Raw genomic sequence first — 22524 nt, 5'->3', positions numbered from 1 at the left:
ATGACGACCGAAGTTCGCGTCCCCACCCTTGGCGAATCCGTAACCGAAGCCACGGTCGCCACCTGGTTCAAAAAACCGGGCGAGGCAGTCGCAGCCGATGAAATGCTGTGCGAGCTGGAAACCGATAAAGTCACCGTCGAAGTGCCTGCCCCCGCCGCTGGCGTGCTGGCCGAGATCGTGGCCAACGAAGGTGACACCGTTGGTGTTGATGCCCTGCTGGCCAATATCAGCGAAGGCGGCGAAGCGGCGGCTCCGGCCCCTGCGGCCGCAACCCCAGCGCCTGCCGCTGCCCCCGCTGGCGGTGACAGCGTTGACGTGATGGTCCCTGCCCTGGGCGAATCCGTCACCGAAGCCACCGTTTCGACCTGGTTCAAGGCCGTCGGCGACGCCGTTGCCCAAGACGAAATGCTGTGCGAACTGGAAACCGACAAGGTTTCGGTCGAGGTTCCGGCCCCCGCCGCTGGTGTTCTGGCCGAAATCGTTGCGCCTGAAGGCACCACCGTGGATGCCACCGCCAAACTGGCCGTGATCTCGTCCTCGGGTGCTGCTGTGGCCGCTGCCCCGGCTGCTGCTGCCCCTGCCGCAGCCCCCGCAGCCGCCGCTGGCAAAGACATCAAGGACGGCCCCGCCGCCGAGAAAGCCATGGCCGAGGCTGGCATCAGCCGCGATCAGGTCACCGGCACCGGCAAAGACGGCCGCGCCACCAAAGCTGATGTTGCCGCCGCTGTGGCCTCGGCCGCTGCGCCTGCACCTGCCGCGGCCCCCGCTGCTGCGCCGCGTGCCCCGGTTCCCGCAGATGACGCTGCCCGCGAAGAGCGCGTGAAAATGACCCGTCTGCGCCAGACCATCGCGCGCCGCCTGAAGGATGCTCAGAACACCGCTGCGATCCTGACCACCTATAACGAGGTGGACATGACCGAGACCATGGCCCTGCGCAAAGAGTACAAAGACCTGTTCGAGAAGAAACATGGCGTCCGTCTGGGCTTCATGTCCTTCTTCACCAAGGCCTGCTGCCACGCGCTGAAAGAGGTCCCCGAGGTCAACGCTGAAATCGACGGCACCGACATCGTGTACAAGAACTTTGTCCACATGGGCATCGCTGCGGGCACCCCGCAGGGTCTGGTGGTTCCGGTCATCCGTGACGCCGACAAGATGTCGTTTGCCGAGATCGAAGCCGCCATCGCCGAAAAAGGCAAACGTGCCCGTGACGGCAAACTGTCCATGGCGGAAATGCAAGGCGGCACCTTCACCATCTCGAACGGTGGTGTCTACGGCTCGCTGATGTCCTCGCCGATCCTGAACCCCCCGCAGTCGGGTATTCTGGGCATGCACAAGATCCAGGACCGTCCCATGGTCATCAACGGCGAAATCAAGATCCGCCCGATGATGTACCTGGCCCTGTCTTATGACCACCGCATCGTCGACGGCAAAGGCGCCGTGACCTTCCTGGTGCGCGTCAAAGAAGCGCTGGAAGATCCTCGTCGCCTGCTGATGGATCTGTAAGACCCCTTGGGTGGGCGCCAAAGCCCACCCTTTCCCACACCTCGCTGATATGATCGCGCCGACAGGACTTTGGATCTTGGCAAGATGTTCAAGCAGCGAATTTCATTGCATTTCTTGAGTGGGATCAAAGCATAGACAAAGCATCGGGATCAATCTGGTCTCATCACTGAAAAAGGAGGCGAACAATGGCTACCCATATTCTCTGGCAAGCTGACGTCGCAGATTTCGATGCTTGGCTGACCGTATTCCATCAGGACAAAAAGACCCGTCAGGCGTCGGGGATCGTCGACATGAATGTCTGGCGCGATCCGGATCGCGAAAACCACGCGGTTGCGCTGTTTGCGGTCTCGGATCTGGATAAAGCCCGTGCTTTTCTGGAATCCGAAGAACTGGCGATGCATCGCGAACGCGATGGCGTTGCAAACATCGTTCTGAAAATGCTGATACCGGCCTGATGGCCACACGACAGGGCGCCTTCATCGGCGCCCTGACCCGCAAACCAGCGCCCAATGCGGTGCAACGAATGAAACGAACTGGACCCAAAGAGGTGGCCACATAGTGCTTGTTTCTGGCCCGTATATCCCCTCGCAGAGGCACGCACACGCCGACGGGCAGACCGCCCCTCTTTTTCCCCCGCGCATATATACACCAACACCAAGATCTGACGGAGAACCCCATGGCACAATATGACGTCATCGTAATCGGCGCTGGCCCCGGCGGCTATGTCGCTGCCATCCGCTGCGCCCAGCTGGGCCTGAAAACCGCCTGTGTAGAGGGCCGCGAAACTCTGGGCGGCACCTGCCTGAACGTGGGCTGTATCCCGTCCAAGGCGCTGCTGCATGCCAGCCACCAGCTGCACGAAGCCGAGCACAACTTTGCCACCATGGGCCTGAAGGGCAAATCGCCCTCGGTCGATTGGAAGCAGATGCTGACCTACAAATCCGACGTCATCAAGGGCAACACCCAGGGCATCGAGTTCCTGTTCAAAAAGAACAAGATCGACTGGCTCAAAGGCTGGGGCTCGATCCCCGAGGCCGGCAAGGTCAAAGTCGGTGACGAGGTCCACGAGGCCAAGAACATCATCATCGCCTCGGGCTCCGAAGCCTCGCCGGTGCCCGGCGCAGACGTGACCGTGGATGAAAAAGTCGTCGTGACCTCGACCGGCGCGCTGGAGCTGCCCAAGATCCCCAAGAAAATGGTCGTGATCGGCGCGGGCGTCATCGGGCTGGAGCTGGGCTCGGTCTACAAACGTCTGGGCACCGAGGTAACCGTGGTCGAATTCCTCGACAACATCACCCCCGGCATGGACGGCGAGATCCAGAAGAACTTCTTGAAAATGCTGAAAAAGCAGGGCTTGGATTTTGTTCTGGGTGCGGCCGTTCAAAAGGTCGACGCCACCAAGACCAAGGCCAAGGTCACCTACAAGCTGCGCAAAGACGACAGCGAGCACGTGCTGGACGCTGACGTGGTTCTGTGCGCCACCGGCCGCCGCCCCTTCACCGATGGTTTGGGCCTCGAGGCTCTGGGCGTGGAAATGTCGCCCCGTGGCCAGATCAAGACCAACGCCAAATGGCAGACCAACGTCCCCGGCATCTATGCGATCGGTGATGCGATCGACGGCCCGATGCTGGCCCACAAAGCCGAAGACGAAGGCATGGCCGCCGCTGAATGCATCGCCGGGAAACATGGCCACGTGAACTATGACGTGATCCCCGGTGTGATCTACACCGCCCCCGAGGTCGCCACCGTCGGCAAGACCGAGGAACAGCTGAAAGAAGAAGGCGTCGCCTATAAGGTCGGCAAGTTCCCCTTCATGGGCAACGCCCGCGCCAAGGCCGTGTTCCAGGGCGAAGGCTTCGTCAAAATGCTGGTCGACAAGGCCACGGATCGTATCCTGGGCTGCCACATCATCGGCCCGGGCGCCGGTGATCTGATCCACGAGATCTGCGTCGGCATGGAATTTGGCGCCTCGGCCGAGGACATCGCCCTGACCTGCCACGCGCACCCCACCTTCTCCGAGGCCGTGCGCGAAGCCGCCCTGGCCTGCGGCGACGGCGCAATCCACGCCTAAACACATCTTGGGGCCATCCGTTCCGCGGGTGGCCCTTTTTCCACAGGCACCGCATGCCCCGCCCAGTTTATTTGTTTTTCGTTGTTTTTATTGGGCTTTTTTCGGCCTCGGCGGTCGCGCCCTGCTGGATCACGCCTTTGCCAAAAGCAAAGCCCAGCAAGTCGCAGAGCTCTTCGAACAGATCTGCATCAAGGGCGAACCCGCCCGCGATTACCAAAGCCGTATCCCCGCCCGCATGGTCCGCTCCGACAGTTTCGGCCCCGACGCGCGGATCTGGATCGACCCCGTCACAAAGGTATTTCTGGACCTCAAGGGCACCCAGTGTTCCATGAACCTCAATGGCGACGCGTCATTCATACAGGACGACATGGGCCACGCGCTCTTGTCACACATGACAGAACTGGTCAGCAGACACTTTCCCCAGCTCAAGATCGACCCCAAGGCGACGATGAACCCGGTCGACCTCTTCGTGGCGTGGAGCAATTGGGAAAATGCCAAGCGTTTCACACCCCAACGCGGGGTAGTCAGCCTTTGGATTCACGATCATGGGGAAAAATTCACACATCTTTCCGTGTCCCCTCGCTCAGACGGCACCAGCCTGAACCCCACCACGCCGCTCTAAAAAACACGCCCAAGCCCGCCAGGGCGACAGGCGCGCGCGAGGGCTAGGGCGGGTCCGGGTGGGACGCCCGAGCGCGCGCCTTCCCCCTCAAAACCCGATAAACCGCGCCGTTTCCTCGACCGACCGCCGACGCGAGCGCACCCCATTGGCCGCAAACTCCTCATCCGGCCACCCAAGCGCAACACAGGTCAAAATCACCTCATCCTCGGGAATCCCGGCCACCTCGCGCACCACCGGCGACTGCATAATTCCCTGCCCATTGATTACCGCACCCAACCCGCGGTTCCACGCGGCCAGAACCAACCCATAGGTCACCGCGCCCAGATCAAAATGCGCAATCGTCCCCTGATCCTCGATCATCTTGTCAAAGGTCACGACAATGGACACAGGTGCATCAAACTGCCGGAACCCGCGCATCACCCAATCCTGACGCATCACCTTATTCTCGCGCGCGATCCCCATCGCCGCAAACAGCTGCTTGGCAATCTCCACCTGCCGCTCTCGGTGCACCCCCACATAGGCCCCGTGGTCCGGGATCTCGCGGCTGACCGGCACCCCCGCCAGCATCCGCTCCGAGTTCCCCTGACGCACGCGCTCCAGGGGCTCACCGGTCAACACATGAAAATGCCACGGCTGCGTATTCATTGATGAGGGCGCACGATTGGCCAGCTCAATGATCTCTTCCAGTAACTCGCGCGGCACCGGGTCAGGCTTGTACCCCCGAATACTGCGCCGCCCGTTGATCACGTCGTCCAAATCCATGATGTCCTCCCTCTTCCCAACACAAGCAGGGTCAGGGAAAGCGACGCACCGGTCAATCACACGCTCAAGGGGAAACGCAACGTCATCGCCTACAGCTGATCCGCCGTCGCGCCGCTCATCTCGCGGAATCTTTCAAACATCATGACATATTCAGGTGGGATATCCCTGAACGACAAGACCCCTACAACCTTGTCGCCATCGACAACCGGCAGATGCCGAAACGCATCCCCCAACCGCGCCGCCAAAGTATCCGAGACCGCATCCTCCAACCCCACCGTCACCGGATCAGGCGTCATCACTTCGGCCACCGTGGTTTCGTCCGAGCGCAAACCCGACGCCACCGCCCGAAACACGATGTCCCGTTCAGACAAGATGCCCACCAATACGTCATTCTCCAGAACGACCAACGCCCCTGCCCGATGTTTGGCCATCACACGCGCCGCATCCCGCAACACCGCATCCGGCGCCACGCTATGGACCTCTCGTCCGTCCAGAATCTTTCGTATTGTCGTGCTCATGGGGTCCTCTTCACTTGGTCTGAACATCAGCATTTCGGCAAAAGACGCGCCTGTCGATGACATGGATCAGAAAATCACGCCCCAACCCGAGCCTGCAAAGGCGAGAGAGGCGCGCGAGGGCTCGGGCGGGTCTGGGTGGGACGCCCGAGCGCGCCTCTTCTACCACAGCGTCTTTGGCAATCTCGCGGCCAGTTCAGCGTCATACTCCTGACCACCCACGTCCCCATCCGTGATTTCGGCCAGGATCTGCCCAAGCGACGGCAATCCAGCACTATCATCCCGTGTCCATACCCCAGACCGGATCGTGGCCTTGGCACATTGGGAATAGATCTCGTCAATTCGCACCAAAATGACCGTGGCCGGGTGCTTCCCCCCGTGCTCGAACTTTGCGCGAAATGCGTCATTCGCTGTCAGCTTGGCCCGACCGTTCACCCGAACAACAGTATTGGATCCGGGAACCATGAACATCAGCGAAACACGCCCGTCCAGAACGATATTGCGCAACGAATCCAGACGGTTATTCCCGCGCCAATCCGGCATGGCCAAGGTCTTCTCATCCAGCACCGTCACCACGGGGCCATCATCCCCGCGCGGGCTGCCATCGGTGCCATCCGGCCCAACAGTGGACAGAATGCAGTACCGGCTGGTCTCGATCCATTTGCGATACAACGGAGTCAGAGCGGGCACCACCTTGCGCAAGGCCGGGGCCTTGGGCGATCCGTACAGCGCCTCTAACGCCTCGATACTTTCGATAAAATCACTCATGCGCGTCGGGGTCGAACCCCGCCTCACGCATCAACGCATTCGAGGCCGTTTCGACCTCGGACTCCAGCCGGGCCATATAGTCGTTGCGCCCCAGCCCTTGCTCGATCACGGGCAGGAACTCGACAATCGCCAGTCCCGGTTTGCGATAAATCCCCGATCGCGGCCAGAACACCCCGACATTCGTGGCCACCGGCACACATTCCTGCTTCAGCTGGCCATACAGAACGGCCGTGCCGACCTTATAGGGCGCGTCCACCCCCGGCGCGACCCGTGTGCCCTGGGGATAGATCACCAGCTGCCCGGGCTGCGCCGCGCCGCGCTCGACATCCGAAACCATCTTCTGAATCGCTTGCCCGCGCTTGCCCCGGTTCACAGGCACACAGCCGATACGATAGGCGTATTGGCCGATAACGGGCGTGAACAACAGCTCTCGCTTCATGATGAACTTGGCCGTGGGCAAGGCGTTAAAGATCATCAGGATATCAAAGAACGACTGATGCTTGGCCGCCACCATTACCTCGCCAGTGGGCGGAGTGCCGCGAATCTCGTTGCGCAGACCCAGCATGATATGGGCCAAGCCCATGATGATCCGCGCATAGGTGCGACAGACCCAGCGGGTTCCGTCCCGGCTGACCAGCGCCACAGGAAAGAACAAAATCCCCATGACCCCCATAATGGCATAGACCAAAATCATAAACACGAACGAGCGCAGCCAGCGCCATGCATAAGCCATCAGGGCAACTCCCTTAGTGTTTTCTGGGCCGCAGCGCGCGTGGCCAGAAAGGCAACTATCGCCGCCAAAGGCGGGATCAGCAGCGGCACGAACCAATGCGCCCCCTGAAACCCAAGTCCGGTCAGAAATCCGACATCCTCGGTGGCCGAAGGCAGCAGGAACATCGCCAGCCCACCCAGAACCGTCCCGGCGGCTGACCCGCTGAGACCACGCAGGGTAAAGCGCCGTACAAAGGCCTGCGCGACATAGCGATCCGTCGCCCCGACCTGACGCAACACGGCAATCACGCGGGCATTGGCCGACAGGGCCGCATTCGCCGCCAGTGTGATCATCGCCGCCAGCGCCGCCCCGATCAGCAGGATCGACATCCAGCCCAGCAAGCGCAACCGACTGGCCGCCTGGATCAAAGGTTTGCGCCAGCGGGTGTGATCATCCAGCACGGCCCCCGGCACCTCGGCGGACAGACGCAAGCGCAACCCGGCGGCGTCATATCCGACACTGTCTTCGGTGATCTCGATCAGTTGTGGGATCGGTAGATCGCCCAGGGGCAGGTCTGGCCCGAACCAGGGCTCCAGCAGGGCCCCGTGTTCCTCGGATGTCAGGGCACGCGCCGAAGCGACCCCGGGTGTGGTGTCCAGCACCCGCAAGGCGGCCTGGATCTGCGTTTCAATCTGGTCCGATGGCGCAGAAATCCGCAAGGTCGAGCTGCGCACCAGCTCGCCGCCCCAGCGATCCGCCAACCGCCCCGTGGCCAGGGACAGCGCCAGCGCAAAGACGCACAGAAACGACATAGCCGCTGCGCTGAACAGCGTCAGGTTCGCGGTAAAGCCAGACGGAGGCACGCTGCGATCCGCCTGCGCGTCCCCGACGACAAAGGACATGAACCGGCCCAGCGCGCTCATAGATCCGCCCCCGCCAGTTGCAGCCGTCGGTTGGAAATCCGCAGCACCCGCGCCTGAACGTGATGCTTAGCGGCTCGGATCAGGTTCAGATCATGGGTCGCCACCATGATGGTTTTCCCCATGCGATTCAGTTCGACCAGCAATTGCAGCAGCCGCTGGGACATCTCCCAGTCGATATTCCCTGTCGGCTCGTCTGCCAGGATCACATCAGGCGACATGATCACCGCACGCGCCAGCGCCGCCCGTTGCCGCTCCCCACCAGAGAGTTCGGGCGGCAATGCCTCTGCGCGTGATTGCAGCCCCACCCATTTCATCAGCTCGCGCAGATTGTTGAGCTCTTGCAAGGTGTCATGCCCGGCTACAGTCAGCGGTAGGGCAACGTTTTCCTCGACGCTGAGGTGATCCAGAAACTGACAGTCCTGATGGACCACACCAACCCGCCGACGCACCAGCGCCGTATCATCGCGGCTCATGTTGCGCACATCCGTCCCGAACACCCGCACATCCCCGGCGGTGGGCACCAAAGCGCCATAGCACAGCTTGAGAAAAGTGGTCTTGCCCGCGCCCGAGGGGCCAGTCAGGAAATGGAACGATCCGGGTGTCAGCTTAAGCGAAATTTCACTCAGCAGCTCGCCCCCACCATAACTATAGGCAACATTGTCCAGCTCGATCACGGATCGCATCCCTTGTTCATGCCTTCTTCTGCAACAGTAAGGACACAGTTGCAATGCAGCAGGCACATGATTGCTTTGCACTTTTCCGCCAAAGGCGTACACCGTATAGTGACGCAGGAAGCCACCGCACAAGGTGGCCGATGGTGGGAAATGGTTCCGAGGGAGCAGTATGCGGCTGATCTGCCCGAATTGTGGCGCACAATATGAAGTCCCTGACGGGGTGATCCCGGAACAGGGCCGTGACGTGCAATGTTCAAACTGCGGGAACACCTGGTTTCAGGCGCACCCCGATCATGATGCAAAACTGGCCGAAGAGCTGGGCCAAGACGTCGTGGCCGACACGCCCGAACCGGACCCTATTCCCGAACCTGAACCAGACCCCGCGCCCGAGCCCGAACCTGAACCCGCAGTGCCCAAGGCCCGGCGCGAGCTGGACCCAGCCATTGCCGACCTTCTGCGCGAAGAGGCCGAATTCGAAGCCCGCCAACGCGCCGCCGAGGCCGAGGTGGATATGCAAACTCAGCCCGATCTGGGCCTGGATGCCCCGGCTCCTACTCAGGCCCCAACTCCGGCCACTCCCCGGGCCACTCCCCCGGCCCCTGACGAATCCGCGCGCCGTGCCGAAGAGGCCCGCCAGCGCATGGAAAGCCGCAAAGGCCCCGCACCGGACCCCGAGCCTGAACCAGAGCCCGAAGAAATCGAAGAAGACCTGAGCGAACATGTTGGCTCGCGTCGCGAATTGCTGCCCGATATCGAGGAAATCAATTCCTCGCTGGACGCCGAAGTGCGCAAACCCGCCCAGTCGGATGATCACGCCACCCCGGGAACCGAAGGCATCCCGACGCGTCGAAAATCCAGTGGCTTTGGCGGCGGGTTCCTCTTGGGCGTATTGGTGATCGCGCTGCTGTGGTCTGTGCATGTTTTCTCGGGTCAGATCGCGGCGCAGGTGCCGCAACTGGCCGGGCCGCTGGAAAGCTATTCCAGCACGATCAACAAGGGGCGGGACTGGCTGGATGGCCAGGTGAAAACCCTGCTGGTTAAGTTGGATGAACTGGCCGCTGCGAGCGAAGAATAAGCGCTAGATCGCCTTGAACAGCTTGGTTAAACGAGCGGCCTCGTCCTCCAGCCCGTAGGGCGCGTTTACGATGAACATCCCCAACTCGATCATCCGATGCCCGTCGCGCGCGGGGGGAAATTTCACCTCGTGGCGCAGGGTTTTGGGCAGGTTCAGAGTCTCGAGCGCGGCCAGCATCGGCCCATGTGCCCCCGAGGTCAGGATCGGATACCACAGCGCGATCACGCCCACATTCCATTTGCGATGCAGCTTGGCGATGGCCTTGGGGATGGCGTCGTAATCGGCTTTGACCTCGTAACTGGGATCAATCAGCAAAACGCCCCGGCGCGGATCGGGCGGCGTTAGCGCCTGCGCCATCGCGAACCCGTCCTGTTTCAGAACCCGCGCATTCGTTACGGACATGGCGTATTCCAGGGCCGCGTTTTCCTGAGGATGCAGCTCAGCCAGGGTGATCTTGTCCTGCGGGCGCAGACATTCGGCGGCCAACAGCGGCGATCCGGGATAGGCCCGATCCCCATGCGCCGCCCGCACCCGCGCCAGTGCGGCCAGATAGGGGTGGTCATCCGGCAGCAACCCACGCGACAGGATCAGCTCGATACCGGCCGCGGCCTCGCCGGTTTTGACGGCTTCGGGCGCGTCCAGCTGATACAGCCCCCGTCCCGCATGGGTTTCCATATAGCTGAGCGGTTTATCCTTGCGCGTCATGTAGTCCAGCATGGCACACAGCAAGGCGTGTTTCTGCACGTCCGCCAGGTTTCCCGCGTGATAGATGTGCTGATAGGACAACATGGCCAAGCTCCGCTGTTTCAACCCGCTGATAATCCAGGCAGTTGACCGGATGCAATCACTGCCCGGCTTCTGTGGGGCAACCAGGTGGCAAAATCGCGCTGATTTGACCTGTTTCCGAGGGGATCGGGCCTTTTCCATTCAGCCCCCCACCCCTATAAGGGCATCTGGTCCCACTGGCAGAGTCGGGGCCCTTTTGGGGAATACTCGAGCGCGGGATATCACGCATTATGGCTTTGTTGGAAAAAATGCCTGGCCTGTTTTCGTCGGACATGGCGATTGACCTGGGTACAGCGAACACGCTGGTTTACGTCAAGGGGAAGGGCATTATCCTCAGCGAACCCTCGGTAGTGGCCTATCACGTCAAGGATGGCGTGAAAAAAGTGCTGGCCGTAGGCGAAGACGCCAAGCTGATGCTGGGCCGGACCCCCGGCTCGATCGAGGCGATCCGCCCGATGCGTGACGGTGTCATCGCTGATTTCGACGTCGCCGAGGAAATGATCAAGCATTTCATCCGCAAGGTGCACAAACGCTCGACCTTCTCAAAGCCCAAAATCATCGTCTGCGTCCCCCATGGCGCGACCCCGGTTGAAAAACGTGCGATCCGTCAGTCGGTTCTGTCCGCAGGTGCGCGTCGTGCTGGCCTGATCGCCGAGCCCATCGCGGCCGCCATTGGTGCAGGCATGCCCATCACCGATCCCACCGGCAACATGGTCGTGGATATCGGCGGCGGCACCACCGAAGTGGCCGTTCTGTCGCTGGGCGATATTGTCTATGCGCGCTCGGTCCGCGTGGGCGGGGACCGCATGGACGAGGCGATCATCAACTACCTGCGCCGTCAGCAGAACCTGCTGGTGGGCGAATCCACCGCTGAGCGCATCAAAACCAGCATCGGCACCGCGCGCATGCCCGACGATGGGCGTGGGGCCTCGATGCAGATCCGCGGGCGTGACCTGCTGAACGGTGTGCCCAAGGAAACCGAGATCAGCCAGGCCCAGGTGGCCGAGGCATTGGCCGAGCCTGTGCAGCAAATCTGCGAGGCCGTGATGACCGCGCTGGAGGCAACTCCGCCTGATCTGGCAGCCGATATCGTGGATCGCGGTGTGATGCTGACCGGTGGTGGTGCGCTGTTGGGCGAGCTGGACCTGGCCCTGCGCGAACAAACCGGTCTGGCCGTTTCCATCGCGGATGAAAGCCTGAACTGCGTGGCCCTGGGCACTGGCAAGGCGCTGGAATATGAAAAACAGCTGCGCCACGCGATTGACTACGACAGCTAACATGCCCAACTTTCCCTGAAAGGGGGACGCTTGGCCAAGGACAAGACACAAGGCGACGATTTCATCACCCCTCTGAAGCGGTTGCTGACAGGGGTGGTTGTTCTGTGCCTGATCGGGATCTTTCTGGTTTGGCGGATCGACAGCCCCCGGGTTGAAAGGTTCCGCGCGCAGGTGATTGATACCGTGGTGCCCAGCTTTGACTGGGCCATGGCGCCGGTGACGGGCGCGGTGAATCTGTTGCGCGATTTCCAGTCCTACCAACGCATCGTTGAACAGAACCGCGAATTGCGCCGCGAACTGCAAAAGATGAAAGCCTGGAAAGAGGCCGCCGGACAGCTGGAACAGGAAAACGCCCGTCTGCTGGATCTGAACAAGGTCCGTCTGGATCCACGCCTGACCGTGGTCACAGGCGTGGTGCTGGCTGACAGCGGATCACCCTTCCGGCAATCGGTGCTGCTGAATGTGGGGCAGCGCGACGGGATCATTGACGGCTGGGCCACGATGGATGGCATCGGGCTGGTGGGGCGGATCTCGGGCGTGGGGCAAAACACCAGCCGGGTGATCCTGCTGACGGATGCGTCCTCGCGTATTCCGGCCCAAATCCAGCGCTCGGGTCAGACGGCCATCGTCAGCGGCGACAACACCCTGGCCCCCCTGCTGTCCTTTGTGGAGAACCCCGATGCCGTGCGCCCCGGGGATCGGGTGGTCAGCTCGGGTGATGGCGGTGTTTTCCCCGCCGGGCTGCTGATCGGGCATGTGGCGCTGGACCCCGGAGGGCGGCTGCGCGTGCGTCTGGTTGCCGACTACGAGCGGCTGGAATTCCTGCGCGTGTTGCGCAATCCCGGCACCGAAGTGATCACCGACCCGGGTGCGCTGTTGGCCCCCACTGTGGACGAGGCCGCCTATGACTGAGTCCTCCACAGCCCGGCTTTGGATCATGCGCGCTGGTTATCTGGCCGTGGCCCTGGCCGTCATGTTCTTTCAACTTCTGCCGCTGGAAACCGTGCCACGTCGGTTTACGGGGCCAGACCTGTTGTTGGCTTTCACGCTGGCTTGGGCAGTCCGACGGCCGGATTATGTGCCTGTCCTCAGCGTTGCCGCCGTTGCGTTGTTGTCTGATTTTCTGTTGCAACGACCGCCGGGTTTGTGGGCCGTTCTGTTGGTTCTGGCCAGTGGCGCCGCCAAGCGACGCTCGGCCAGTTTGCGCGATCAGACCTTTGCGGTCGAGTGGCTGAATATCTCGATACTGATTATCGTTTTGATGCTTGTGAACCGGCTGGTCCTGTCGCTTTTGCTGATCCCGCAAGCCCCCTTGGGCCTGACCTCGATCCAGACGCTGATGACCGTCGCGACCTATCCGCTGGTTGCCCTGATCACCGTGTTTGCCTTTGGCGTTCAGCCAGTCCAACCCGGGGATGGCGACACCTTGGGAGGCCGCGCATGAAACGCCCTAACCGGAATACCGCCGAAAGTGCGCGCCGCGTCTCGCGCCGTGCCTTGTTCGTGGGGGGGCTTCAGTTGGGCTTTGTCGGGCTGTTGGGCGCGCGGATGCGGTACTTGCAGGTCGAACAGGCGGATCAGTTCCGCCTGCTGGCCGAGGAAAATCGCGTCAATGACCGTCTGATCCCGCCCGCTCGCGGCGAGGTGTTTGATCGCCATGGGCTGGTCATCGCGCGCAACGAACCCAGCTATCGCCTGACCATCGTGCGCGAAGATGCGGGCGACGTGGACACCGTGATCCGCCGTCTGGCCGCCCTGGTTGAACTGGACGCCGACGATCTGAACCGCGCCATGACTGAGATGGAGCGCTCACCCCCGTTTTTGCCCGTTACCATCGCCGACCGGGTCAGCTGGGACGATATCGCGCGGGTGTCCGTCAATGCCCCCGCGCTGCCTGGCATCACCCCCGAGGTTGGCCTGTCGCGTCTGTACCCTTTGGGGCCGGATTTCGCCAATGTGGTGGGCTATGTGGGGCCGGTTTCCGATTATGACCTCTCCAAGATCGACAACCCGGACCAATTGCTGCGCATCCCGCGCTTTCAGATCGGCAAGGTCGGGCTGGAGGCCAAGATGGAGGACCGCCTGCGTGGCAAAGCCGGCACCAAACGTGTCGAGGTCAACGCCGTGGGCCGCGTTATGCGCGAACTGGACCGCGTCGAAGGCCAGCCGGGCGCCAAGCTGCAGCTGACCATTGATCACGAGTTGCAAAACTATGTGCAGGCCCGATTGGGGAACGAAAGCGCCGCGGCCGTCGTGATTGATACGCAAACCGGGGACCTGCTGGCGATTGCTTCGGCGCCCAGTTTTGACCCAAACCTGTTTGTCCGCGGCATTTCTGTCAGCGATTATAAGGCATTAACAGAAAATAAGTACCGCCCCCTGGCCTCTAAGTCGGTGCAGGGGCTGTATCCGCCCGGGTCGACCTTCAAAATGGTGACGGCCCTGGCCGCGCTCGAGGACGGCGTGATCTCGCCCGAGGAAACCGTCTGGTGCCCAGGCCATGTTGAAATTGCGAACCGGCGCTTCCACTGCTGGAAACGCGCGGGGCATGGCCATGTAGATCTGAAGGATTCCCTGCGCGAAAGCTGTGACGTGTATTACTACGACATCGCCCAGCGCGTCGGGATCGAGAAGATCAGCGCCATGGCTCAGCGTCTGGGCCTGGGTCAGCGATACGACATCCCGATGTCCGCCGTCGCCCGGGGCCGCGCCCCGACGAAGGATTGGAAGCGGTCGAATTACGGTCAGGACTGGGTGATCGGCGACACGGTGAACGCCTCGATCGGGCAGGGCTATGTGCTGGCCTCGCCGCTGCAACTGGCGGTGATGAGCGCGCGCATCGCCACGGGCCGCATGATCACACCGCGCCTGCTGAAATCGGTGGATGGGGTCGAACGGCCCACGGGTGCGGGCGAGTCTCTGGGGCTGAACGAAAACCACCTGCGCCAAATTCGGCGCGCCATGTTCGAGGTATCGAATTCGCGCCGGGGTACGGCCTATGGCAGCCGCATTTTACCTGACGAGCTGCGCATGGCGGGTAAGACCGGCACCAGCCAGGTGCGCAACATCACCGCCGCCGAGCGCGCGCGGGGCGTCACCAAGAACGAGGACCTGCCCTGGGAACGTCGCGACCATGCGCTGTTCGTCAATTTCGCTCCGTTCGACAATCCGCGCTATGCGGTGGCCGTCGTGGTCGAGCACGGCGGGGGCGGCTCTAAGGCGGCAGCGCCCATTGCGCGCGATATCACGCTTCAGGCGCTGTACGGAGAAGACCCGCCGCTGGACGCCTATCCAGCAAAGGATCGCGACCGCATCAAAGCTCTGCAAGACCGCCTGAAGCGCGAGCGGCCTGATTTTGGCTCGGTTGGGCGGGTGCGCACATGAGTTATCTTGAGTACTCGGTCAAATCCGTCCCCTCTGGGCTGCGCAAATTGTTGTTCCTGAACTGGCCCCTGACCCTGTTGCTGATCACTGTGGCCTCGGTCGGGTTCTTGATGCTGTATTCGGTTGCCGGCGGGTCGTTTTCTCCGTGGGTCGAACCGCAGATAAAGCGCTTTGCCCTGGGGCTTGGGGTGATGCTGTTCGTGGCCATGATCCCGATCTGGTTCTGGCGCAACATGGCCGGGGTCGGCTATCTGCTGTCTTTGGCGCTGCTGCTGTTTGTGGAATTCTTCGGCACCGTGGGCATGGGGGCGCAACGTTGGATCGACCTGGGCTTTATGCGGCTGCAACCCTCTGAGCTGACAAAGATCACGCTGGTGATGCTGTTGGCCGCCTATTACGACTGGCTGCCGTCCAAGAAAACCTCGCATCCGTTATGGGTGTTCATCCCTGTGCTGTTTATCATTTTGCCCACGGCGCTGGTGCTGAAACAGCCCGACCTGGGCACCTCGATCCTGCTGGTCACGGCGGGCGGAGCGATGATGTTCTTTGCCGGGGTGCATTGGGGGTATTTCGCGGCCGTGATCGCCGCCGGTGTCGGCCTGGTGGTCGCGGTTTTTCAATCGCGCGGCACCGGGTGGCAATTGCTGAAGGACTATCAGTACAAACGTATCGACATCTTTCTGGACCCCGCCCAAGAGCCATTGGGGGCGGGATATCACATCACGCAATCCAAAATCGCCTTGGGGTCCGGAGGCTGGGCCGGGCGCGGGTATATGCAAGGCACCCAGTCACGCCTGAACTTTTTGCCCGAAAAGCACACCGATTTCATTTTCACCACGCTGGCCGAGGAATTCGGCTTCATCGGTGGCATGTCGTTGCTGGTTCTCTATGCCCTGATCATCGTGTTTTGCGTCGCTGCGGCGATGGCGAACAAGGATCGCTTTGCCTCGTTGATGACGCTGGGGATCGCGATGACCTTTTTCTTGTTCTTTGCCGTGAACATGTCGATGGTCATGGGGCTGGCGCCGGTGGTTGGCGTGCCGCTGCCCATGGTCAGCTATGGCGGATCGGCGATGTTGGTGCTGATGGCGGCTTTCGGGCTGGTTCAAAGCGCGCATGTCCACCGCCCGAGGTAACCCATGATCAACGTCTTATTCGCCGGACATCCCTCGCGCTGGCCGATCTATGATCAGCCCTTGCGACGGGCGTTCGCCAAGGCCGATCTGAAGGTGAACCTGCACACCGAAATCGCGCCCGCACAGGTGGAGTACATCATCTATGCGCCCAATTCGCCCTTGCAGGACTTTACCCCCTATACCCGCTGCAAGGCGGTCCTGAATCTGTGGGCCGGGGTCGAGGCGATTGTGGGCAACAAAACCCTGACCCAGCCCCTGACGCGGATGGTGGATTTCGGGCTGAAACAAGGGATGACGGAATGGGTGGTCGGGCATGTGCTGCGCTATCACCTGGACATCGACTTTTTCCTGGCGCGACAAGACGGCGAGTGGGAGCCCAAGGTCCCACCTCTGGCGCGCGATCGTCGCGTCACGGTTCTGGGGCTGGGCGAGCTGGGGGCAGCCGCGGCCCAAGCTCTGGCCACGCTGGGGTTCAATGTGACAGGCTGGAGCCGTTCAGCCAAGGACATCCCCGGCATCCGTTGTCTGCACGGAGATGATCTGGAAATGGCCCTGACGGGGGCTGAAATCGTGGTTCTGCTACTGCCCCGGACCCCCTCGACAGAAAACATTCTGAACGCCGATACACTGGCCTTGTTGGCACCGGGGGGCGCGATCCTGAACCCCGGGCGCGGGCCTTTGATTGATGATGACGCGCTGATCGCTGCGCTGGACAGCGGACAGGTCGGACATGCCACGCTGGACGTGTTCCGGGTCGAGCCCTTGCCCACAGATCATCCCTATTGGGCGCATCCCAAGGTGACGGTGACGCCGCATATTGCCTCGGAAACCCGGCCCGAAACCGCCTCCGAGGTGATCGCGGAAAACATCCGTCGCGGGCAGGCGGGCGAGCCACTGCTGTACCTGGTGGACCGCGAACAGGGCTATTGATCAGCGCAGGATCGGTGGCTTTTCCGGGTTCGAACCGGGCGCGGCGCGACCAACTTCTTGCGCTTCGGCGGGTTGGGGCAGGTCGAATTTCAGGCCCCATTTGGCCAGCGTCGCCGCCATCGCATCCGACGAGCGCGCAAAACTGACGTCCAGCGCCCCGGCCTCGATGCCCGAAAACACCAGCGCCTCGGACACAGCCTTGGCCAGCGCGCTTTCGGCACCGGGCACCACGTCGATAAAGGTCAAAAGATGCGAGCGCACGCCGTTGTCATAAGTCACACCAACCAGATAGGCGCTGTGGGCCAGCCCGGCGGCGGTGGCCAGCTTGGTATCAAGGCCCGTCAGCAGCGCCTCGGGCAGACCAGCGGGGGTGGTGATTTCCTCGATCTTGGCCTCGGCCTCGGATGGGGCGTTGCCCAGCGTCTGGTCCAACCACGCAATCGCAGGCGGCGGGATCAGGATCGAGGAGGGCGCAACCTCGAGGTTCAGACCCAGCCCCATGCCCTGCTGCGCCAGCAGGTTGGCGATGATCCGGCCAGACAGGGCCGCAAAAGGCGCCACATCCCCGACGAATTCGGCCAAACGTTCCTCGCGGTCGAAGACCAGCACGAAGGATTGGCCGTCCACCTCGAACACCTGAGGCGAAACGTTTTCGTCAACGGGTTCCTCGGTCAGCAGCAGGAACAGCTCGCAATCGGCCAGCCGTTCATAGAACCGCAGGCGAGCGGCGTCATCGCCTTCATCCGCCATCATCTGGCCATGGGCGATATCCAGCGGGGTGTCATGCGGGGTCTGGGTCATCAAGGATCTTTCGGACTTGGGCGCGCAGCTGGGGCAGAAGATCGGCCTCGAACCACGGGTTTTTTCGCAGCCAAGCGGTATTGCGCCAGGACGGGTGAGGCAAGGGAAAAAGCCCGGGCGCATGGTCGCGCCATCCCTGCACACGGGCAGTCACCGACATGCGTCCCGGCAGATGAAAGGCCTGCGCATAGCCGCCCACCAGAACGGTGAGGCGGACATTGCTTAGCGCTTCGATCACCTTGGGGTGCCAGGTCTGCGCGCAGATCGGCGGTGGCGGCAAATCCGATCCACGCGCGTCATAGCCGGGAAAGCAAAACGCCATGGGCACAAAGGCAAACAGGTCGCGGTCATAAAACCTATCGCGATCCACCCCCAGCCAATCGCGCAGCCGATCCCCCGAGGCATCATTGAACGGCAGACCGGTTTCGTGCACCCGCATGCCCGGCGCCTGTCCGGCCACCAGAATCCGCGCGCGGGGATGGAACCAGGCCACGGGACGGGGCGAATGGTGGCTGGCCGTGGCGCTGAACCGCTCGGCGCACAGCCTGCACCCAAGGATATCCTGCGCGATCATGACCATACAGACGTGGTAAGAGCGCTTGCACCATGGCGCAACCCGCGCAAAGATATTTCTTTGCAGGCCTTGGTTTGCTGGGATTTTTTGTCGGTTTTCATTGCCCCAGCGCGCGTGATGACCTACTTGTCGGGGCACAAATAAAAACATGATGGGGAGACGCATGTATCGCGTTTGGAATTTCGTCACCAACTATTCGTTGTTGCTGATCTTTGGTGCTTTGATCGCTCTGGTCTGGGCCAACACGAACCCCGAAAGCTATCACCACTTTGTCGAGTTCAAGATATGGGACCACGCGCCCATCGGCCATTACCATGACGGCCACAGAACGCTGACACTGCATTATCTCGTGAATGACGTGCTGATGGCCTTCTTTTTTGCCATCGCTGCAAAAGAAGTGTGGGAGGCCGTGATCCTTGAAAACGGCTCGTTGCGCGGCAAGAAGGCGGCAACACCGCTGATCGCCACCGCGGGCGGAATGTTCGGCCCCATCGCTGTCTATCTGGGCCTGGCCATGGTCATGGGTTCGGACACTTACGAAGCCGTCAAGAACGGCTGGGCCATCCCCACCGCGACGGACATCGCGTTCTCGTATCTTGTGGGTCGTCTGGTGTTCGGCGCGGGTCACCCGGCGGTGCGTTTCCTGCTGTTGCTGGCCATTGCCGATGACGCGGCTGGCCTGATAATTCTGGCGATTTTCTATCCCTCGGCCGAGCTGGCCCCTGAATGGCTGCTGGCCTCGTTGGGGGCGGCTGTTGCCGTGTTCGTCCTGGCCAACTGGCTGCCGCGCTATCTGGATCGGGGCAATCAAGCGCGCCCGAATTCGACCTGGGTGCGCAAGAAACTCAGCTACTGGCCCTATCTGATCGCGGGCTGCATCAGCTGGTATGGCTTTATGCGCGCGGGCATCCACCCGGCCCTGGGTCTGCTGCCCATCGTGCCGACCATTCCCCATGCGGACCGGGCTTTTGGCTTCTTCAGCGAGGCCGAGCAGTACCTGCATGATCTGCTGAACGATATCGAGCACGCGCTGAAACACCCGGTCGAGGTCGTGCTGTTCTTCTTTGGTTTGCTGAACGCGGGGGTCGAGTTCTCGTCGATCGGTGATCCGACCTGGCTGGTTCTGGCGGGGCTGTTGATCGGCAAACCCTTCGGCGTGCTGCTTATGGGCGTGCTGGGGGCGCATGTCCTAAGGCTGGGCTTGCCACAGGGGATGCGAACGGTGGATCTGTTTGTGATCGGCTGTGTCTCGGCGATCGGGTTTACCGTGTCGCTGTTCGTGGCCACGGTCGCCTTTCCTGCGGGCGAAATCCAGGACGCGGCGAAAATGGGCGCCTTGCTAAGCTTTGGTGCAGCCATCGTTTCGATCATCGCCGGCATTGTCTGTCGCGTTGAAAAGCGGTCGCTATAACCCGCTCATACAGTCACAAATCCGCGAAACCGGTTCCAAAGGGGACCGGTTTCGGCTTTTATGGGCCATAATTTAGTCAAGAAAACATGCATTCTGTTTCATATGATCTGACCGGCGGTTCAAGAACTTGGTTAAACAGGTCGTAAGACTAAGCCGCTAATCAGTAAGGCAGGAGCAGCAAGAGAACCCATCATGTTGGAGTTCGACAACGTCAGTAAGTCCTTCTGGACAGGTACCCAGCGCAAGGTGATCCTTGATCGCGTGTCTTTTCGTGTGGAGATCGGAAAATCCATGGGCATCCTGGCCCCGAACGGCACCGGCAAGACGACTTTGATCAACATGATGGCGGGTCTGGAAAAACCGGATGAAGGCGTGATCCGCCGCGAATGCAATATCAGTTTCCCGCTGGGCTTTATGGGCGGCGTGGTTGGCAAACACTCGGCCGTGGAAAACAGCCGCTATATCGCCCGGCTGTACGGGCTGGACCCCGACTATGTCGAGGCGTTCTGCCGTTGGCTGTGTGGTCTGGGCGAATATTTCGATCAGCCGCTGGGGACTTACAGCTCGGGGATGCGGGCGCGGTTTTCCTTTGCGCTGATGCTGGCGCTGGATTTTGACATTTACCTGATTGACGAGGGCATGCCGTCCTCGACCGATGTCGAATTCAACAAGAAAGCCGGCGATCTGCTAAAGGAACGGTTGCGCACCACGACAGTGATCATCGTATCCCACCAGCCCCGCACGCTGGAACAATTTGCGAGTACCGCGGCCGTTCTGATGAATGGTAAACTGCATATGTTTGACACCTTGGAAGAGGCGAAGAGGCTGTATGACTACGAAACCCAAGGCTAAAAAGTTCCGGATTCGCCGGGGGCAACCCCTGGCGATGGGACATCCCAGCGTCAACGAAGCCGCGCCTGTGCCTCCTGCTCAGGACGAGCCCGAACGGCACCTTTCCCCGGTTCGCCCCCCCAAACCTGCCGCCCCCGAGGCCCCGCCAGCGGATATCGCCTCGCCGCGTCAGACCGCCGCCGAGAACAGTATCGACGCGATCCGCCGCGAAGGTCTGACCGGGCGCCAGCTGCGTATGGCGCGGCGTGTGGCCCAGAAAAACGGGTTGTCGCCCACCTCGGATTTCGACGCGGTGCGCCTGCTGCGCGCCAAGGGGATCGATCCGTTTCAACGCACCAATATGCTGGAGCTTGTCGTCCCGCAGGATCAGGCCCCGGCCACCACCGAGCAGCCCGTGCAACTGCCCCAAACCGTGCCCGTCGAAAAGGCGCAGCTGCCCTCGACCGAGCTGAGCCCGGCGGAACGGCGCGTCCAGGAAATCTCGCAAATCCAGCGCGATATCGCCAAGCGTCGCCGCCGTAAATCGCTGGCGCTGCTGTCACGCCTGTCCTTCTTTGTATTCCTGCCGACCTTTCTGGCGGGTTGGTACTTCTTCGCCGTGGCCACCCCCATGTACGCCACGAAATCCGAGTTCCTGATTCTCGAGGCGGATGCCGTCGGCGGGTCTGCCCTGGGTGGACTGCTGAGCGGCACGCAATTCGCCACCAACCAGGATGCGATCGCGGTACAATCCTATTTGGAATCGCGCGACGCCATGCTGCGGCTGGAAAACGACATCGGCTTTAAGGCGCATTTCAGCCAGGATTGGATCGACCCGATTCAAAAGCTTGAAACAGGTGCCTCGGACGAAGCGGCCTATAGCATTTACAAGAACAACGTGAAGATCGGCTATGACCCGACCGAGGGCGTTATCCGGATGGAGGTCGCCGCCGCTGACCCGCAGGTTAGCGCGGAATTCTCGCAACAGCTGATTTCCTATGCCGAGGAAAGGGTCGACGACCTGTCGCGGCGCAAACGCGAGGACCAGATGAAAGAGGCCCGCGCCAGCCTGGAAGAGGCCAAGCGCGAGCGCCGCGAGGCCCAGGTGCGATTGGTGCAACTGCAAGAGGGCACCCTTCTGGACCCCGAAGGTGAAATCGCCAGCATCCGCGCCCTGATGAACAATGTCGAATTGCAGCTTCAAGAAAAAGAGCTGCAATTGCAGACCCTATTGAACAACCCGCGCCCGTCCAAACCTCGGGTCGATGCGCTGCGCACGGAAATTCGCCTGCTGCAGGCCGAACTGGAAAAGCAAAGCAACCGTCTGACGCAGGCAACGAATGGCGATACCTCGTTGGCCGCGAAGGCCGCGCAGATCCAGATTGCTCAGGCCGATCTGGCCACCGCTGATCTGTTCTTGCAATCGGCCCTGCAAAACGAAAAACAAACCGCGCAAGAGGCCAACAGGCAGGTGCGTTACCTGACGACCAGCGTGCGCCCGGTCCCGCCCGATGATCCGACCTATCCGCGGGCGTTTGAGAACACGCTTCTGGCCTTCCTGATCTTCTCGGGGGCCTATCTGATGGTGTCTTTGACCGCCTCGATCCTGCGCGAACAGGTCTCGACCTGACGCACACCTATTGATATGCCAACGAAATCAGCACGACATTGCAGCGTGCTGATTTTTGCATCGCAAGAATGTTGTATTCCCGCGCTATGCTGGGCATACCAGTGAAAGCTTCAAACTAATTTCAGATTTCAAAAAGTGA

Annotated in this window: 23 protein-coding genes; 14 read left to right on the top strand and 9 right to left on the bottom strand. The window is 61.4% G+C overall.

Going from position 1 to position 22524, the window contains the following annotated elements; genetic code table 11:
- The 4 genes from odhB (at position 1) to ACXADQ_RS09160 (ending at position 4196) form a co-directional block, all read left to right on the top strand.
- A complete protein-coding gene (odhB, locus tag ACXADQ_RS09175) occupies positions 1–1503 on the top strand; it encodes a 2-oxoglutarate dehydrogenase complex dihydrolipoyllysine-residue succinyltransferase (protein WP_475319270.1) in 1503 nt (500 codons plus the stop codon).
- Positions 1504–1688: 185 nt separating this feature from the next.
- Positions 1689–1958 (top strand): hypothetical protein, encoded by a 270-nt coding sequence (locus ACXADQ_RS09170; protein WP_475319268.1) that lies wholly within the window; start codon positions 1689–1691, stop codon positions 1956–1958.
- 221 nt (positions 1959–2179) lie between these two features.
- A complete protein-coding gene (gene lpdA / locus ACXADQ_RS09165) occupies positions 2180–3574 on the top strand; it encodes a dihydrolipoyl dehydrogenase (RefSeq protein WP_475319265.1) in 1395 nt (464 codons plus the stop codon).
- A 28-nt stretch (positions 3575–3602) separates the two neighbouring features.
- A complete protein-coding gene (locus ACXADQ_RS09160) occupies positions 3603–4196 on the top strand; it encodes a hypothetical protein (RefSeq protein ID WP_475319261.1) in 594 nt (197 codons plus the stop codon).
- Between the two features lie 87 nt (positions 4197–4283).
- Here the strand turns inward: ACXADQ_RS09160 and ACXADQ_RS09155 are convergent, their stop codons facing one another.
- The 6 genes from ACXADQ_RS09155 to ACXADQ_RS09130 form a co-directional block, all read right to left on the bottom strand.
- Positions 4284–4958 carry a nitroreductase gene (locus ACXADQ_RS09155; protein WP_475319257.1) on the bottom strand — a complete coding sequence of 225 codons (675 nt, stop codon included), beginning with the start codon at positions 4956–4958 and terminating at the stop codon, positions 4284–4286.
- Positions 4959–5047: 89 nt separating this feature from the next.
- A complete protein-coding gene (locus ACXADQ_RS09150) occupies positions 5048–5476 on the bottom strand; it encodes a CBS domain-containing protein (RefSeq protein WP_475319255.1) in 429 nt (142 codons plus the stop codon).
- 159 nt (positions 5477–5635) lie between these two features.
- Positions 5636–6241 carry a pyridoxamine 5'-phosphate oxidase family protein gene (locus tag ACXADQ_RS09145; protein WP_475319253.1) on the bottom strand — a complete coding sequence of 202 codons (606 nt, stop codon included), beginning with the start codon at positions 6239–6241 and terminating at the stop codon, positions 5636–5638.
- Positions 6234–6974, bottom strand: a complete 741-nt coding sequence (locus ACXADQ_RS09140) for a lysophospholipid acyltransferase family protein (RefSeq protein ID WP_475319251.1) — start codon at positions 6972–6974, stop codon at positions 6234–6236. Before ACXADQ_RS09140 ends, ACXADQ_RS09145 begins: the two co-directional genes overlap by 8 nt.
- Complete coding sequence (locus ACXADQ_RS09135) at positions 6974–7876, bottom strand: cell division protein FtsX (RefSeq protein WP_475319249.1); 903 nt, start codon at positions 7874–7876, stop codon at positions 6974–6976. The genes ACXADQ_RS09140 and ACXADQ_RS09135 overlap by 1 nt, the downstream gene beginning before the upstream one ends.
- Positions 7873–8550: a cell division ATP-binding protein FtsE gene (locus ACXADQ_RS09130; protein ID WP_475326061.1), complete on the bottom strand. Its 678-nt coding sequence runs from the start codon at positions 8548–8550 to the stop codon at positions 7873–7875. The genes ACXADQ_RS09135 and ACXADQ_RS09130 overlap by 4 nt, the downstream gene beginning before the upstream one ends.
- 169 nt (positions 8551–8719) lie before the next feature.
- Between ACXADQ_RS09130 and ACXADQ_RS09125 the strand changes: the two genes are divergently transcribed.
- The gene (locus ACXADQ_RS09125; RefSeq protein ID WP_475319248.1) at positions 8720–9625 is read left to right on the top strand and encodes a zinc-ribbon domain-containing protein; all 906 of its coding nucleotides are present in this window, start codon (positions 8720–8722) and stop codon (positions 9623–9625) included.
- A gap of 3 nt (positions 9626–9628) precedes the next feature.
- On the opposite strand, the gene ACXADQ_RS09120 is transcribed toward ACXADQ_RS09125, so the two are convergent.
- A complete protein-coding gene (locus ACXADQ_RS09120; RefSeq protein ID WP_475319246.1) occupies positions 9629–10414 on the bottom strand; it encodes a 23S rRNA (adenine(2030)-N(6))-methyltransferase RlmJ in 786 nt (261 codons plus the stop codon).
- Positions 10415–10641: 227 nt separating this feature from the next.
- On the opposite strand from ACXADQ_RS09120, the gene ACXADQ_RS09115 reads away from it, so the two are divergent.
- Genes ACXADQ_RS09115 through ACXADQ_RS09090 form a run of 6 tightly spaced genes read left to right on the top strand, consistent with a single transcriptional unit; the run spans position 10642 to position 17138 of the window.
- Complete coding sequence (locus ACXADQ_RS09115; protein ID WP_475319243.1) at positions 10642–11688, top strand: rod shape-determining protein; 1047 nt, start codon at positions 10642–10644, stop codon at positions 11686–11688.
- A gap of 30 nt (positions 11689–11718) precedes the next feature.
- Positions 11719–12600, top strand: a complete 882-nt coding sequence (mreC, locus tag ACXADQ_RS09110) for a rod shape-determining protein MreC (RefSeq protein WP_475319241.1) — start codon at positions 11719–11721, stop codon at positions 12598–12600.
- Complete coding sequence (locus tag ACXADQ_RS09105; RefSeq protein ID WP_475319237.1) at positions 12593–13132, top strand: rod shape-determining protein MreD; 540 nt, start codon at positions 12593–12595, stop codon at positions 13130–13132. Before mreC ends, ACXADQ_RS09105 begins: the two co-directional genes overlap by 8 nt.
- Complete coding sequence (gene mrdA / locus ACXADQ_RS09100; protein ID WP_475319235.1) at positions 13129–15072, top strand: penicillin-binding protein 2; 1944 nt, start codon at positions 13129–13131, stop codon at positions 15070–15072. The genes ACXADQ_RS09105 and mrdA overlap by 4 nt, the downstream gene beginning before the upstream one ends.
- Positions 15069–16208 (top strand): rod shape-determining protein RodA, encoded by a 1140-nt coding sequence (gene rodA / locus ACXADQ_RS09095; RefSeq protein WP_475319233.1) that lies wholly within the window; start codon positions 15069–15071, stop codon positions 16206–16208. The genes mrdA and rodA overlap by 4 nt, the downstream gene beginning before the upstream one ends.
- Before the next feature lie 3 nt (positions 16209–16211).
- On the top strand, positions 16212–17138 hold the full coding sequence (locus ACXADQ_RS09090; RefSeq protein ID WP_475319230.1) for a 2-hydroxyacid dehydrogenase: 927 nt from the start codon (positions 16212–16214) through the stop codon (positions 17136–17138).
- Here ACXADQ_RS09090 and ACXADQ_RS09085 read toward each other — a convergent pair whose 3' ends face one another.
- Both ACXADQ_RS09085 and ACXADQ_RS09080 read right to left on the bottom strand, forming a co-directional pair.
- Entirely contained in the window at positions 17139–17939 is an 801-nt protein-coding gene (locus tag ACXADQ_RS09085) for an SseB family protein (RefSeq protein WP_475319227.1), read from the bottom strand. It lies immediately after the preceding gene.
- A complete protein-coding gene (locus tag ACXADQ_RS09080; protein ID WP_475319224.1) occupies positions 17920–18519 on the bottom strand; it encodes a uracil-DNA glycosylase family protein in 600 nt (199 codons plus the stop codon). Before ACXADQ_RS09080 ends, ACXADQ_RS09085 begins: the two co-directional genes overlap by 20 nt.
- Positions 18520–18676: 157 nt before the next feature.
- On the opposite strand from ACXADQ_RS09080, the gene ACXADQ_RS09075 reads away from it, so the two are divergent.
- The 3 genes from ACXADQ_RS09075 to ACXADQ_RS09065 all read left to right on the top strand — a co-directional run bounded on the left by ACXADQ_RS09075 (position 18677) and on the right by ACXADQ_RS09065 (position 22385).
- Entirely contained in the window at positions 18677–19924 is a 1248-nt protein-coding gene (locus ACXADQ_RS09075) for a Na+/H+ antiporter NhaA (protein ID WP_475319222.1), read from the top strand.
- A 192-nt stretch (positions 19925–20116) separates the two neighbouring features.
- On the top strand, positions 20117–20776 hold the full coding sequence (locus ACXADQ_RS09070; protein WP_475319219.1) for an ABC transporter ATP-binding protein: 660 nt from the start codon (positions 20117–20119) through the stop codon (positions 20774–20776).
- Complete coding sequence (locus ACXADQ_RS09065) at positions 20754–22385, top strand: KpsE/RkpR family capsule polysaccharide export protein (RefSeq protein WP_475319217.1); 1632 nt, start codon at positions 20754–20756, stop codon at positions 22383–22385. Before ACXADQ_RS09070 ends, ACXADQ_RS09065 begins: the two co-directional genes overlap by 23 nt.
- The last annotated feature ends 139 nt before the right edge of the window (positions 22386–22524 follow it).

It is taken from the genome of Thalassovita sp. ABM4_323 (assembly GCF_056158665.1).
Note: the sequence above shows the minus strand (reverse complement) of the source record. Positions and strands in the feature narration are given on the sequence as shown.